The organism is Rhodovulum sp. P5, assembly GCF_002079305.1.
GTDB lineage: Bacteria > Pseudomonadota > Alphaproteobacteria > Rhodobacterales > Rhodobacteraceae > Rhodovulum.
In genome coordinates this window covers 3,478,616-3,492,195 of sequence record NZ_CP015039.1, presented here as the reverse complement: position 1 = coordinate 3,492,195, position 13,580 = coordinate 3,478,616, and the positions used below count along the sequence as shown (strand labels likewise).

Sequence of the window (13,580 nt, the reverse complement as noted above, 5' to 3'; positions counted from 1 at the left end):
GAGGTTCATTCCATGAACGCCCCCACCCAGATCGACACAAGCGCAGAGGCGCTGATGGCCAATGCGATCCGCGTCCTGACCATGGACGCGGTGCAGGCCGCCAATTCTGGCCATCCGGGCATGCCGATGGGCATGGCCGACGTGGCTGCGGTTCTCTACAACCGCTTCATGAACATCGATCCCACCACGCCGAAATGGGCGGACCGCGACCGGTTCGTCCTGTCGGCGGGTCACGGCTCGATGCTGATCTACTCGATCAACCACATGCTCGGCTATGCCGACATGGACATGGAGCAGATCAAGAACTTCCGCCAGATGGGCTATCGCACGGCCGGTCACCCGGAATATGGCCATGCCGACGGGATCGAAACCACGACCGGCCCGCTGGGCCAGGGCATCACCACCGCGGTCGGCATGGCGCTAGCCGAACGGATGCACAACGCCCGCTTCGGCGACGACCTGGTCGATCACTACACCTACGTGATCGCGGGCGACGGCTGCCTCATGGAAGGCATCAGCCACGAAGCCATCGACATGGCCGGTCACTGGTCGCTGGGCCGCATGATCGTGCTGTGGGACGACAACAAGATCACCATCGACGGCTCGACCGAGCTGTCGACCTCCACCGACCAGTTGGCCCGTTTCAGCGCCGCCAAGTGGCATGTTCAGGAAGTCGACGGCCATGACCGCGAAGCCGTTGCCGCCGCGATTGAGGTTGCGCGCAACGACCCGCGCCCCTCGCTGATCGCCTGCAAGACCGTGATCGGCCAGGGCGCCCCCAACAAGGCCGGCAGCCACAAGGTGCACGGCGCACCGCTGGGCGACGAGGAAATCGCCGCCACGCGCGCCGCGCTTGGTTGGGAACATGAGGCCTTTACCCTACCCAAGGACGTCTACGACGCCTGGGGTGCTGTCGCGGCGCGCGGCAAGGCGGCCCGCGAAGCGTGGGATGCCCGGCTGCTGGCCTCCGAAAAGGGCGGTGCGTTCGAGAAATCGCTGGCAGCACCCGATGCCGATGCGCTCGCCAAGGCCATCGACGCCTACAAGCAGAAGCTCTCGGCCGACGCGCCGAAGGTCGCCACCCGGAAAGCCAGCGAAATGGCGCTGGAAGTGGTCAACGCCACGCTGCCCAATACCGCGGGCGGCTCGGCCGACCTTACCGGCTCCAACCTGACGCTGACCAAGGACATGGCGCCTGTCAGCAAGGACAACTACGGCGGCAGCTACATCCACTATGGCATCCGCGAATTCGGGATGTCGGCGGTGATGAACGGGATCACGTTGCATGGCGGCTTCGTCGCCTATGGCGGCACCTTCCTTGTCTTCGCCGACTATGCTCGCCCGGCGATCCGCCTGTCGGCGCTGATGGGTCTGCCGGTGACCTATGTGATGACCCACGACTCCATCGGTCTGGGCGAAGACGGCCCGACCCACCAGCCGGTGGAACATGTGGCCAGCTTCCGTGCCATGCCGAACGTCAACGTGATGCGCCCCGCCGACGTGGTGGAAACCGCCGAGTGCTGGGAAATCGCCGCGACCTCGGCCAGCACGCCCTGCCTGATGGCGCTGTCGCGCCAGGGCCTGCCCTGCGTACGGACCGAGCACACAAGCGAGAACATGGTCGCCAAGGGCGCCTATGTCCTGCGCGAGGCCGACGGCGCGCGTGACGTCACGCTGATCGCCACCGGTTCGGAAGTCGAGATCGCGCTGAAAGCCGCGGACCTGCTGGCAGAAGGCGGGATCAAGGCCGCCGTCGTCTCTGCCCCGTGTTTCGAGCTTTTCGCGGCGCAGGAGGCAGGCTACAAGGCCGCCGTTCTCGGCACCGCGCCGCGCGTGGGGGTCGAGGCCGCTGTCGAGCAAAGCTGGGCGCCGCTTCTGGGCGACAACTCTGCCTTCATCGGCATGAACTCCTTCGGTGCCTCGGCGCCGGCGGGGGAACTCTACAAGCATTTCGGCATCACTGCCGAGGCCGTGGCGGATGCCGCCAAGAACCTGATCAAGTAAGAAGGGTCTGAAAATGACTGTTAAAGTTGCTATCAACGGCTTCGGCCGTATCGGGAGGAACGTGCTGCGGGCCATCGTGGAATCGGGCCGCACCGATATCGAAGTGGTCGCGATCAACGACCTTGGCCCGGTGGAAACCAACGCCCACCTCGTCCGCTATGACAGCGTGCACGGCCGCTTCCCCGGCACCGTCACGGTCGACGGCGACACCATCGATGTCGGCCGCGGGCCCATCAAGGTAACCGCGATCCGCGACCCCAAGGAACTGCCCTGGGACGGCGTCGACATCGCGATGGAGTGCACCGGCATCTTCACCGCCCGCGAAAAGGCCGCGATGCACCTGGAAAACGGCTCCAAGCGCGTGCTGGTCTCGGCCCCGGCGTCCGGCGCGGACAAGACCATCGTCTATGGCGTGAACCATGACGTCCTGACCAAGGACGATGTGGTGGTGTCCAACGCGTCCTGCACCACCAACTGCCTGTCGCCGGTCGCCAAGGCGCTGAACGACGCCATCGGCATCAAGCGCGGCTTCATGACCACGATCCACAGCTACACCGGCGACCAGCCCACGCTGGACACGATGCACAAGGACCTCTATCGCGCCCGTGCCGCGGCGATGTCGATGATCCCGACCTCGACCGGTGCCGCCAAGGCCGTGGGTCTGGTCCTGCCGGAACTGAACGGCAAGCTCGACGGCGTCGCGATCCGCGTGCCGACCCCGAACGTGTCTGTCGTGGACCTTGTGTTCGAAGCCAACAAGGACACCTCGGTCGAGGAAGTGAACGCCGCGATCAAGGCTGCCGCCGATGGCCCGATGAAGGGCGTTCTGGGCTACACCGACCAACCCAACGTCTCGACCGACTTCAACCATGATCCGCATTCCTCGGTCTTCCACATGGATCAGACCAAGGTGATGGACGGCAACATGGTCCGGATCCTCAGCTGGTACGACAACGAGTGGGGCTTCTCCTCGCGCATGTCCGATACCGCTGTCGCGATGGGGGCGCTGATCTGATGGCGTACACGCCCCTGACATCGCTGGATGTTTCGGGCGCTCGCCTTGCGGTGCGGGCTGACCTGAACGTGCCGCTGACGCATGAAGGGGTGGGCGATGCCACGCGCATCGCCCGCTTCGCCCGGGGCATGAAACCCCTGCTGGACAAGGGTGCACGGGTCGTCGTGCTCAGCCATCTGGGCCGGCCGGACGGGGAAATGACCCCGGCCCTGACCACCGAGCGCCTGGTTCCCGCGCTGTCGCAGGCGCTGGGGCGTCCGGTGAAGTTCAACGATACCTGCGCCGGCCCCACCGTCGAACGGGCCGGGGAGAATCTGGCGCCCGGCGAGGTGATGCTCTGCGAAAACCTCCGGTTCGAACGGGGGGAGGAGTTGAACGACCCGAACCTCGGCGCACAACTGGCGCAGCTTGGCGACATCTACGTCAATGACGCCTTTTCCTGCTGCCATCGCGCCCATGCCTCGACCACCTCGGCGGTGCTGGCCGCCAAACGCGTGGCCGTGGGGCCGCTGTTCGTTGAGGAGATGGCGGCGCTCGAAGGCGCGCTGACCGATCCGCAATCGCCCTCGGTCGCGGTTATCGGCGGTGGCAGCGTGCAACCCCGGCTTGGGCTGCTGAAACGGCTCGCACCGCGGATCGACACCCTGCTTCTGGGCGGCGCCATTGCCAATGCATTCCTCTTCGCGCGCGGCTACTCCATCGGGCGCTCTCGCGTGGAGCCGGAATTTGCCGAAGAGGTTCTGGAAATCGCCGCGCTGGCGGAGATTGCCGAATGCCGCCTGATGGTGCCCGAGGATTTCGTCGTCGCGGGCTTCCAACGCGCCGGCATCAACCACTACCCCGTGCCGCTGGGCGGGGTGCGCGCCAACCGGCGCATCCTCGATATCGGCCCCAACACGGTCGAAACCTACCAGAAGGTTCTGCGCAAGGCGCGCACGATCCTCTGGAACGGCCCGATGGGCACCTATGAAACCGCGCCCTTCGACGCGGGCACCAAAGCCCTTGCCCAAACTGTAGCCGAACAGACCCGTTCGGGTCTGGCGGTGTCGGTTGCGGGTGGCGGCGATACCCTGGTTGCGCTGAACAAGACCGGCGTGGCCCATGACTTCACCTACGTTTCCACCGCGGGTGGAGCGTTCCTTGAATGGCTCGAAGGTCGGGAAATGCCCGGGCTCGACGCTCTTGAACAAAAAGCACACGCAGCCTGACGGAGGACTTTGATGGCTCTTATCACCATGCGGCAACTGCTGGATCACGCGGCCGAACAGGGCTACGGCGTCCCGGCCTTCAACATCAACAACATGGAACAGGGCCTTGCGATCATGAAGGCGGCGGAGAAATGCGACGCCCCCGTGATCATGCAGGCCAGCCGCGGTGCGCGGTCCTATGCCGGCGACATCATGCTGCGCCACATGATCCAGGCGCTGTCCGAGATGTTCCCGAAGATCCCGCTGTGCATGCACCAGGACCACGGCAACAACGAGGCGACCTGCCTGTCCGCGATCAAGCACGGCTTCACCTCGGTCATGATGGACGGCTCGCTGATGGCCGACATGAAGACCCCCGCCGACTGGGAGTACAACACCCGCATCACCAAGGCGGTCGCGGACATGGCCCACTGGGTCGGCGCCTCGGTCGAGGGCGAACTGGGCGTTCTGGGCTCGCTTGAAACCGGCGAGGCGGCGGCCGAGGACGGATCGGGCGCCGAGGGCAAGCTGAGCCATGATCAGCTGCTGACCGACCCCGACGAGGCCAAGGAATTCGTGAAGCTGACCAAGGTCGACGCGCTGGCCATTGCCTGCGGCACCTCGCACGGCGCCTACAAGTTCAGCTCCAAGCCCACGGGCGACACGCTGGCGATCAAGCGGATCGAGGAAATCCACGCCAAGATCCCCGATGTGCACCTCGTGATGCACGGCTCGTCCTCGGTGCCGCAGTACCTGCAGGACCTGATCAACGAGTTCGGCGGCGAGATGCCCCAGACCTATGGCGTGCCGGTGGAGGAGATCGAGCGCGGCATCAAGTCGGGTGTGCGCAAGGTCAACATCGACACCGACAACCGGATGGCCATCACCGGCCAGTTCCGCAAGGTCGCGATGGAGAAGAAGACCGAATTCGACCCGCGGAAATTCATGATCCCGGCCATGGAAGAGATGACCAAGCTCTGCCTCGACCGGTTCGAACGCTTCGGCACCGCCGGCAATGCGTCCAAGATCGACGTGATCTCGATGGACGACATGGCCAAGCGTTACGCCGATGGCAGCCTCGACCCGAAAGTGAACTGATCAAGGGGGCGGCCCGACGCCGGAAACCGCCGGGCCGCCTTTGACAGACGGAAACGCGCGCAACTTTGGAATTTGAACCCCTCGGGAGGAACCGAAAATGGATCAGTCGAACCGCTATGCGCGTATCGAACTGGATGAGGCCACCCTCATCGCCGAAGGCAAGCACGTCCTGTGCGCCTACAAGATGAAGCCGAAGGAAGGCTTCGACGGCTATTTGGCCACCGCGGCCCACTTCGCCGCCGAAAGCTCCACCGGCACGAATGTCGAGGTCTCGACGACCGACGATTTCACCCGTGGCGTCGATGCGCTCGTCTATGAAATCGACGAGGCCAACGAGGTGATGAAGATCGCCTATCCGATCGAGTTGTTCGACCGGAACATCATCGACGGCCGCGCGATGCTGGCGTCCTTCCTGACGCTGACCATCGGCAACAACCAGGGCATGGGCGACGTCGAATACGCCAAGATGCACGACTTCTACGTGCCGCCGGCCTATCTGCGCCTGTTCGACGGCCCGGCGATGAACATCCAGGACATGTGGCGCGTTCTCGGCCGCGACGTGAACGATGGCGGCATGGTCGTGGGCACGATCATCAAGCCGAAACTCGGCCTGCGCCCGCAGCCCTTTGCCGATGCCTGCTATGAATTCTGGCTGGGCGGCGACTTCATCAAGAACGACGAACCGCAGGGCAACCAGACCTTCGCGCCGCTGAAGGAAACCATCGCCCTTGTCGCCGACGCGATGAAGCGCGCGCAGGACGCCACCGGCGAGGCCAAGCTGTTCTCGGCCAACATCACCGCCGATGACCCGGCCGAGATGATCGCCCGCGGCGAGTACATCCTTGAGACCTTCGGCCCCGATGCCGACCACGTCGCGTTCCTTGTGGACGGCTACGTCGCCGGCCCGACCGCCGTCACCGCCTGCCGCCGCAACTTCCCCGGCCAGTTCCTGCACTACCACCGTGCGGGCCACGGCGCCGTGACCTCGCCCCAGTCCAAGCGCGGCTACACCGCCTTCGTGCACTGCAAGATGTCGCGTCTGTCGGGCGCATCGGGCATCCACACCGGCACCATGGGCTATGGCAAGATGGAGGGCGACGCCTCCGACAAGGCCATCGCCTTCATGCTGGAGCGTGACGAGGCCGAGGGGCCGTTCTACAAGCAGGGCTGGCAGGGCATGAAAGCCACCACCCCGATCATCTCGGGCGGGATGAACGCGCTGCGTCTGCCGGGCTTCTTCGACAACCTGGGCCATTCGAACGTCATCCAGACCTCTGGCGGCGGCGCCTTCGGTCACGTCGATGGCGGCACGGCCGGTGCCAAGTCGCTGAAGCAAGCGCATGATGCATGGAAATCGGGCGTCAACCTGATCGACTACGCGAAAGAGCATCGGGAACTGGCGCGCGCCTTCGAGAGCTTCCAGAAAGACGCCGACACCCTCTATCCGGGCTGGCGTGAGAAACTGGGCGTGCCCGCCGCGGCGGAGTAACGTTCAGTCCCCAGCGCGGCGCGGGTTGTCCCTTCGTTCCCTTTAACCCCGCGCCGCGCACCCTTTAACTCGGGAGGAAACACATGTTTGACCGTTCCATCAAGATCGCACCGTCGATTTTGTCGGCCGATTTCGCGAATTTCGGTCAGGAGATTCAGGCCATTGAAGCCCAAGGTTGTGACTGGGTGCACGTGGACGTCATGGACGGGCATTTCGTCCCGAATCTGACCTTCGGCCCGCCCGCGGTGAAGGCGTTCCGCCCGCATGTGAAAACCTTCATGGACGTGCACCTGATGATCGCGCCGGTCGATCCGTATATCGAGGCCTATGCCGAGGCGGGCGCCGACATGATCTCCGCCCATATCGAGGCGGGGCCGCATATCCATCGCACGCTGCAGGCGATCAAGGCCCAGGGGGTCAAGGCGGGCGTCGTGCTGAACCCCGGCACCCCGGCCGAGGCCGTGGCCGACGTGCTCGACCTGTGCGACATGGTCCTGATCATGACTGTCAACCCGGGCTTCGGTGGGCAGAAGTTCATTCACTCCGGCGTGGAAAAGACGCGCAAGATCCGCCAGATGATCGGTGACCGTGAAATCCACATCCAGATCGATGGCGGCGTGACGCCCGAAACCGCGCCGCTGGTGGCCGCGGCCGGGGCCGACTGCCTTGTCGCCGGGTCGGCAGTGTTCAAGGGCGGGTCCGTCGATACCCCCGAGGTTTATGGCGCCAACATCAAGGCCATCCGCGAAGCGGCCGAAGGCGCATTGAAAGCGGCCTGACCTGACAGGGCAGCAGGCGCTGCCCCGAGGGTGGACCGGATATCAGACAGAAGCGCCCGGTGGAGTCCGCCGGGCGTTTTCTTGTACCCGCCGTGGCGTTCTTCTGCACTTTCACGAACTGCGGAAAGCAGAGAGTCACCCCTGGAAAATAGGGCATCCTGACGCGCGGCATTTTAATAAAATGCATCGAAAACAGGAAAATGCTGCGTATTTTCGTACATTCAGAAATTACAATTCCATCATTCAACCGCATACTGCGCCCAGCCCGCGAAATAAAGTAACGTATTATCTGGACCTTACGAAATACTACGGACACCAGGCAGGTGCAAAGACTAGCCGCGATCTCAGCCCACCGGACACGTTCGTTGAATAAATCCTTACAGAGCATCCCGCCAAACGCATATCCGCCTTTCGTGAATTCAATTGGACATTGCTGCGGCGCAGCAATATTTTAGCGTGATATCATTCAGGCGGATTCCGCATATCCGCGCAAACCAGAACTGGAATCGCCATGAAAACGCTTCTGCTTTCCACCCTCGCCGCGATGGCCATGGGGACGGCTGCCCTTGCCAACGGTGTTGTGCTGACCACCGCGCTTGAGGCGCAGACCATGCATGTCGGTGATGTCGACATGGTCGCCTATCGCACCGACCTTGGCGACGGCGCATATGAGGTGACGGCCTATTTCCGCGCCCGGACGCAATGGGCCCAGCCGGAACGCGTCATGCTCCGCCTTCAGGATCAGGATCAGGTCCGGTTCGCGACGCCATCGGAACCGCGGACGCTCTATACCTTCGTGCGGAGCGCGGACGAGGTGGTCATCTCGGCCGAACAAGTGCCTGCGGTTTCCGTATCGCACTGAAGGTGACAGATCGCGTGCCCTGCGCAACGCGCGGGGTCGCCGCCCTTGATGGCCAGACCAAGGCACACGGGACGTGCCTGATCTTGGGCAGGGGTACGTCCGCAATAGCGGTGGAAATACACATTCAATTGTGACAATGCTTTGGGCGAGAGGGAGGACCCGAAGCATGATCCGCAAAGCACTTTTATGTGCCTTGCTGGCAATGCCTGTGCATGCCAGCGAGGACATCCCCGATCAATATCCGCAATCCATCCTGTACTCCAAGCCGGTCGAGGTCATCCCGCATGTCTTCTCGGCCATCGGGGCGACCGCGCCGCCGACCTATGAGAATGCGGGCCACAACAACAATCTCAGCTTCATCGTCACCGGCGACGGGGTGATCGTCGTCAATGGCGGGGCCAACGCAAAACTGGCCGAGGCGCTACACGATGAGATCAGGGCCGTAACCGACCAACCGGTCAAGCTGGTGATCAACGAAAACGGCCAGGGCCACGCGATGCTGGGCAACAGCTATTGGGCGGCGCAGGGGGTCGATATCTTGGCGCATGCGGATGCCAAGGCGGTGTTCGAGGATAACGCCTTCCAGATCCTCGAAGGCATGAAGCGCTATGCCCGGGAAAACGCCGAAGGCACCGAAGCGATCGGCCCGAACCTGACCTTCGAGGATGAATACATCATCGACATGGGTGACATGCATATCGAGGTGCTGCACCTTGGCCCCGCGCATTCAGAGGGCGACATCTCCGTCTGGCTGCCCGAACAGCGGCTGGTGGTTGCCGGCGACGTGGCCTTTCACGAACGCATGCCGCCGATCTTTGCGGAGACCTGCACAAGCTGCTGGATCGAGACTTGGGAAACCGCGTTCGAACCGCTTGGCGCGCTTTATGTCATCCCCGGTCACGGCCACCCGACCAACGTGGCGCAGGTGCGTCGCTATACCCGTGACTATCTGGTCTATCTCCGCGGCAAGATCGGAGAGCATCTCGACAGTGGTGGATCGCTCGACGACGCCTACTATGTCGATCAAAGCCCGTACGCCCATCTCGACACATATGAGGAACTGGCGACCAAGAATGCGGGCGTGGTCTACACGGAAATGGAGTTCGAATAATGGCTGTCTCCCCCCCCGTCTGCGATTTCGGCTGGAAAGCCCCCGACTTCTCGCTGCCCGGCACCGATGGCAAGACGTACACGCTTGACGACATCAAGGGGCCGAATGGAACCCTTGTGATGTTCATCTGCAACCACTGCCCCTATGTCATCGCCGTGCGCGACCGGATCATCCGCGATGCGAAGGAGTTGCAGGGCCTTGGTATCGGCGTGGTGGCGATCAGTTCCAACGACGCGGAAACCTATCCCGCCGACAGCTTCGACAACATGAAGAAGATGGCCGAGGATCTGGCGCTGCCATTCCCTTACCTCTATGACGAGGATCAATCGGTCGCCAAGACCTATGACGCCATCTGCACCCCCGATTTCTTCGGCTTCAATGCCGAGATCGGTCTGCAATATCGCGGCCGTCTGGATGCCTCTCGCAAGGAGGCCGGGCCGCCCGACCTGCGCCGCGACCTGTTCGAGGCAATGAAACAAGTGGCCGAAACCGGCCAGGGACCGGCCGAGCAAATCCCGTCGATGGGCTGCTCGATCAAATGGAAGGACGCCGCGTGAAGGCTATTATTTTCGACCTCGACGGAACGCTGATCGACAGCGCGCCCGATATCCACGCCGCGGTCAACAAGGCGCTGGCGGAAGCCGCCGATGGGGAACTGGACTTTGAAACGGTGCGCAGCTTCATCGGGAACGGCGTGCATGTCCTGATCGACCGGGTGATCGCGGCCCGGTCGCTTGACGAAGGACGGCACGCCGAACTGCTTGAGAAGTTCCTCAAGCACTACGATGCAGACCCGGCGACGCTGACCAAGCTTTATCCCGGCGTGCAGGACGCGGTCGAGACCCTGCATGGGGAGGGCTATGCGCTCGGCGTCTGCACCAACAAGCCCGAGGGCCCGACCCGCGCGATCCTCGAAGCCTTCGGGATCGACAAGTATTTCGGGGCGGTCGTCGGTGGCGACACGATCGGCGTCAAGAAGCCCGATCCTGCGCCCCTGCTGGCGGTCAAGGAGAAACTGGGCGCGCGCGTGGCGGTCTATGTCGGCGACAGCGAAATCGATGCGGAATGCGCGCAGAAGGCCGGCATTCGCTTTGCGCTCTTTACCGAGGGCTATCGCAAGAAAGAAATCGACGACATCCCGCACGAGGCACGGTTCAACGATTTCGACATGGTCGATACCATCGTGACCCGCATGGCAGACGCGATCTGATGACCCTCAAAGCCCTGATCTTCGATGTCGACGGAACGCTGGCCGAAACCGAGGAAACCCATCGGCAGGCATTCAACGAGACCTTTGCCAAATGGGGTCTCGACTGGAACTGGAGCCGGGAAGACTACCGCGTCCTGCTGAAAACCGGGGGCGGCAAGGAAAGGCTGCGTGCCTTTCAGGACAAGCTGCCCGACGGCGCGCCACGTCTTTCGGATGAGGACATCGTTGCCCTGCACAAGGACAAGACGGCGCTCTTCGGCGATCTGGTGGCCAAGGGCGAACTGGCCTTGCGTCCGGGGGTGGAGGACCTGATCCTAAAGGCGCGTGAGGCGGAACTACAACTGGCCATTGCGACGACGACATCGCGGCCGAACGTCGATGCGCTGATGCAGGCCACCTTCGGCAAACCCGCCGACCGGATATTCGACGTGATCGCGTCAGGCGACGAGGTGCAGCGGAAAAAGCCTGATCCGGAGATCTATCTGCTGGCCCTGCGCCGGCTGGACCTTCCGCCGCGCGATTGCATCGCCTTCGAAGATAGCCGGATCGGGTTGAATTCCGCGCTCGATGCCGGTTTGCGGGTGGTCGTGACCCCAAGCCTTTATACCGCGGACGAGACCCATAGCGGGGCGACCTGCCGGGTGCCCTCGCTTGACCGGGACCATTGGCCGCCGATCCTTAAGGCCACGCTGCTCAGCTATTGACGCAGCCGTGGGCCTTTGGGCTCACACTCCCTCGGCGGCGCCAGCGGCCTGTGTGCGGATACGCTCCACCATCGCGCGCAGGCCATTGGACCGCTGGGCCGACAGGTGTTCGTCAAGGCCGAGCCGTGCGAGTTGCGCGCCCGCATCGGTTTCCAGAACCTCCGTCGCGCTCAACCCGTCGTAAAGCGCGCGCAGAACCGCGATCAGCCCGCGCACGATCATCGCGTCGCTGTCGCCCTTGAAGTGATAGATCGCACCCGGCCCCGTCCCGTCGATCTCCGGCATCAGCCAGACCTGGCTGGCACAGCCGTCAACCTTTGTTGCCGGCACCTTGAAGGCCTCGCCCAGCGGCTCCATCGCGCGGCCAAGGTCGATGACGTGGCGATACCGGTCTTCCCAGTCATCCAGAAACTCGAAGGTTTCCACGATCTCTTCAAACGCCTCGCTCGCCACCGGTTCACCTCCGTCTCTGGTCCGTTTCGTTTAGGCGCGGGATCGTCAAAGGTCCAGCACCCTGCGGACGCGGCTTTTCAATCCGGCCCGTTTCGGCTAACCCGGAATGCGCCAGTCTTGGGGAATGCACATGAGATCACCGTTCCTGGTCATCCTTTCAGCCACGCTGTTCCTGACCGCCTGCGAATCGCGACTGAACCCGGTCAACTGGTTCGGCAGATCGACCGAAGAACGCGTGGCCACGGCCCCGACGGTATCACTGGAAACCGATCCGCGGCCCCTGGTCGATGAAGTGACCGCAATGGCGGTGGAGCGTATCCCGGGCGGTGCCATCGTGCGCGCTGTCGGCCGCCCGGCGCGGCAGGGCTACTGGGCGGCAGAACTGGTGCCGGTGACCGGCGACGAGGTCAAGAAGGGCACGCGGGTCTTCGATTTCCGTATCGCCCCGCCCGATGGCAGCACGCGGACGGGAACGCCCCAGTCCCGCGAACTCTCTGTCGCCACCTTCCTGTCCGATCAGGCATTGGCCGGGCACCGCACGATCATCGTCCGGGGTGCACGCAACCAACGCAGGGCGCGCCGCTGATCACTCCGCCCAGGACTTGCCGGTCTTTCCTGTTGTGACCGCTGCCTGACAGGGGCGAAGCACCCAGCCTGTACGGGGTCCGAAACCGCGTTGCGCGACCACGCCACGACGTGATACCGGCCGGCACCCCGCCGCGGCGGGCATTACCAAATGCTTTCAAATCCATACAAAATTGGTCTGAACTATTCTGCCTTTGCACATCTACGGGCAAAACAAGCGGTTCGCACTAAGCCTTCGTTTACCCACACGTGCAACTCTCCCGCCAGACGCTGGTTGGTGGCACAACAAGAAAAGGGTAACGCCACATGTTAAAGTCCTACCTTATCCTGGCGGCAATCATCGCGATGACCCTGGCCGGAGACTACGCGCTCAAGATGGCGTCGGGAAAGGCATCGCCGTTCGTTTCGCACTGGTTCGTACACGGGGCCATTCTCTACGGGATCACCGCAGCCGGCTGGATCATGCTGATGCAGACCCACAGCCTGGCCCAGGTTGCCGTGCTGTACAGTTCGGCAACGATCCTGGCGCTGACCGCGATCGGCTATGTCGCCTTCGACGAGACGATCACGGGACGGCAGGTCGCGGGCGTCGTCGCATCGATGCTTGCGGTATTCCTCATGGATGTCGAAGCCGGGTGAAGGGGACTTCTTCGATGCTTCTTGTAAGACACTACGTTTCGCGAAGTAAGATTCATGGCCTCGGGTTGTTTCTGGGAGAGGCTGTTACATGCGGGCAACGCATCTGGAAATATGAACCAACCTTTGACACCGAGATCCCTGAGAAACTTCTTGATTATCTTCTCGACCCCTATGTTGAGGTGATCAAGCACAACGCCGAGTATCTCACCTCTGAGCGGGTGTTCAGGCTTGGCAACGATGGCGACATCTTCATGAACCACAGTGACCAGCCCACACTGGTAGACAGGGGCGAAGAGATGGTCGCCGCAAGGGATCTCAAGCCCGGGGATGAACTGACCTGCGACTACCGGTCCGTGCACGTCCTTGGATTCAACCCACCAGAAAGCGAACCCTTGGATCAGTTGGCACAATGAAAACACTCTCGCTGCCCCGGCAGATCATTTT

General features: G+C 62.9%; 15 protein-coding genes. 14 read left to right on the top strand and 1 reads right to left on the bottom strand.

The features are described 5' to 3' along the window. The first annotated feature begins 12 nt into the window (after positions 1-12). From tkt to RGUI_RS16565, 11 genes are all read left to right on the top strand, one after another. Complete coding sequence (gene tkt, locus RGUI_RS16615) at positions 13-2,004, top strand: transketolase (RefSeq protein ID WP_081534977.1); 1,992 nt, start codon at positions 13-15, stop codon at positions 2,002-2,004. Positions 2,005-2,017: 13 nt separating this feature from the next. Beyond that, entirely contained in the window at positions 2,018-3,019 is a 1,002-nt protein-coding gene (gene gap, locus RGUI_RS16610; RefSeq protein ID WP_081534975.1) for a type I glyceraldehyde-3-phosphate dehydrogenase, read from the top strand. Then, positions 3,019-4,227: a phosphoglycerate kinase gene (gene pgk / locus RGUI_RS16605; protein WP_081534973.1), complete on the top strand. Its 1,209-nt coding sequence runs from the start codon at positions 3,019-3,021 to the stop codon at positions 4,225-4,227. Before gap ends, pgk begins: the two co-directional genes overlap by 1 nt. Before the next feature lie 12 nt (positions 4,228-4,239). Next, complete coding sequence (gene fba / locus RGUI_RS16600; RefSeq protein ID WP_081534971.1) at positions 4,240-5,304, top strand: class II fructose-bisphosphate aldolase; 1,065 nt, start codon at positions 4,240-4,242, stop codon at positions 5,302-5,304. Between the two features lie 97 nt (positions 5,305-5,401). Further along, complete coding sequence (locus RGUI_RS16595; RefSeq protein WP_081534969.1) at positions 5,402-6,793, top strand: ribulose-bisphosphate carboxylase; 1,392 nt, start codon at positions 5,402-5,404, stop codon at positions 6,791-6,793. Between the two features lie 83 nt (positions 6,794-6,876). Then, positions 6,877-7,572 (top strand): ribulose-phosphate 3-epimerase, encoded by a 696-nt coding sequence (gene rpe, locus RGUI_RS16590; RefSeq protein WP_081534967.1) that lies wholly within the window; start codon positions 6,877-6,879, stop codon positions 7,570-7,572. A 511-nt stretch (positions 7,573-8,083) separates the two neighbouring features. Then, positions 8,084-8,434, top strand: a complete 351-nt coding sequence (locus tag RGUI_RS16585; RefSeq protein ID WP_081534965.1) for a hypothetical protein — start codon at positions 8,084-8,086, stop codon at positions 8,432-8,434. Positions 8,435-8,600: 166 nt separating this feature from the next. Beyond that, positions 8,601-9,545 (top strand): MBL fold metallo-hydrolase, encoded by a 945-nt coding sequence (locus RGUI_RS16580; protein ID WP_081534963.1) that lies wholly within the window; start codon positions 8,601-8,603, stop codon positions 9,543-9,545. Next, positions 9,545-10,102, top strand: a complete 558-nt coding sequence (locus tag RGUI_RS16575) for a thioredoxin family protein (protein WP_081534961.1) — start codon at positions 9,545-9,547, stop codon at positions 10,100-10,102. The genes RGUI_RS16580 and RGUI_RS16575 overlap by 1 nt, the downstream gene beginning before the upstream one ends. Continuing rightward, positions 10,099-10,755 (top strand): phosphoglycolate phosphatase, encoded by a 657-nt coding sequence (gph, locus tag RGUI_RS16570; RefSeq protein ID WP_156883006.1) that lies wholly within the window; start codon positions 10,099-10,101, stop codon positions 10,753-10,755. Before RGUI_RS16575 ends, gph begins: the two co-directional genes overlap by 4 nt. Then, positions 10,755-11,459, top strand: a complete 705-nt coding sequence (locus tag RGUI_RS16565) for an HAD family hydrolase (RefSeq protein WP_081534957.1) — start codon at positions 10,755-10,757, stop codon at positions 11,457-11,459. The genes gph and RGUI_RS16565 overlap by 1 nt, the downstream gene beginning before the upstream one ends. Before the next feature lie 21 nt (positions 11,460-11,480). Here the strand turns inward: RGUI_RS16565 and RGUI_RS16560 are convergent, their stop codons facing one another. Beyond that, the gene (locus tag RGUI_RS16560) at positions 11,481-11,912 is read right to left on the bottom strand and encodes a SufE family protein (RefSeq protein WP_081534955.1); all 432 of its coding nucleotides are present in this window, start codon (positions 11,910-11,912) and stop codon (positions 11,481-11,483) included. Between the two features lie 130 nt (positions 11,913-12,042). On the opposite strand from RGUI_RS16560, the gene RGUI_RS16555 reads away from it, so the two are divergent. From RGUI_RS16555 to RGUI_RS16545, 3 genes are all read left to right on the top strand, one after another. Beyond that, positions 12,043-12,498: a hypothetical protein gene (locus RGUI_RS16555; RefSeq protein WP_081534953.1), complete on the top strand. Its 456-nt coding sequence runs from the start codon at positions 12,043-12,045 to the stop codon at positions 12,496-12,498. A 305-nt stretch (positions 12,499-12,803) separates the two neighbouring features. Beyond that, positions 12,804-13,136, top strand: a complete 333-nt coding sequence (locus RGUI_RS16550; protein WP_081534951.1) for a hypothetical protein — start codon at positions 12,804-12,806, stop codon at positions 13,134-13,136. Positions 13,137-13,150: 14 nt separating this feature from the next. After that, on the top strand, positions 13,151-13,549 hold the full coding sequence (locus tag RGUI_RS16545; protein ID WP_081534949.1) for an SET domain-containing protein-lysine N-methyltransferase: 399 nt from the start codon (positions 13,151-13,153) through the stop codon (positions 13,547-13,549). Positions 13,550-13,580: the final 31 nt, after the last annotated feature.

Excerpts from the sequence above, each read along its gene's own strand:
- RGUI_RS16595 (WP_081534969.1), top strand. The coding sequence starts at position 5,402 with ATGGATCAGTCGAACCGCTATGCGCGTATCGAACTGGATGAGGCCACC.
- gap (WP_081534975.1), top strand. The coding sequence starts at position 2,018 with ATGACTGTTAAAGTTGCTATCAACGGCTTCGGCCGTATCGGGAGGAAC.
- tkt (WP_081534977.1), top strand. The coding sequence starts at position 13 with ATGAACGCCCCCACCCAGATCGACACAAGCGCAGAGGCGCTGATGGCC.
- RGUI_RS16565 (WP_081534957.1), top strand. The coding sequence starts at position 10,755 with ATGACCCTCAAAGCCCTGATCTTCGATGTCGACGGAACGCTGGCCGAA.
- RGUI_RS16545 (WP_081534949.1), top strand. The coding sequence starts at position 13,151 with ATGCTTCTTGTAAGACACTACGTTTCGCGAAGTAAGATTCATGGCCTC.
- RGUI_RS16580 (WP_081534963.1), top strand. The coding sequence starts at position 8,601 with ATGATCCGCAAAGCACTTTTATGTGCCTTGCTGGCAATGCCTGTGCAT.
- RGUI_RS16550 (WP_081534951.1), top strand. The coding sequence starts at position 12,804 with ATGTTAAAGTCCTACCTTATCCTGGCGGCAATCATCGCGATGACCCTG.
- rpe (WP_081534967.1), top strand. The coding sequence starts at position 6,877 with ATGTTTGACCGTTCCATCAAGATCGCACCGTCGATTTTGTCGGCCGAT.
- RGUI_RS16575 (WP_081534961.1), top strand. The coding sequence starts at position 9,545 with ATGGCTGTCTCCCCCCCCGTCTGCGATTTCGGCTGGAAAGCCCCCGAC.
- RGUI_RS16555 (WP_081534953.1), top strand. The coding sequence starts at position 12,043 with ATGAGATCACCGTTCCTGGTCATCCTTTCAGCCACGCTGTTCCTGACC.
- fba (WP_081534971.1), top strand. The coding sequence starts at position 4,240 with ATGGCTCTTATCACCATGCGGCAACTGCTGGATCACGCGGCCGAACAG.
- RGUI_RS16585 (WP_081534965.1), top strand. The coding sequence starts at position 8,084 with ATGAAAACGCTTCTGCTTTCCACCCTCGCCGCGATGGCCATGGGGACG.
- pgk (WP_081534973.1), top strand. The coding sequence starts at position 3,019 with ATGGCGTACACGCCCCTGACATCGCTGGATGTTTCGGGCGCTCGCCTT.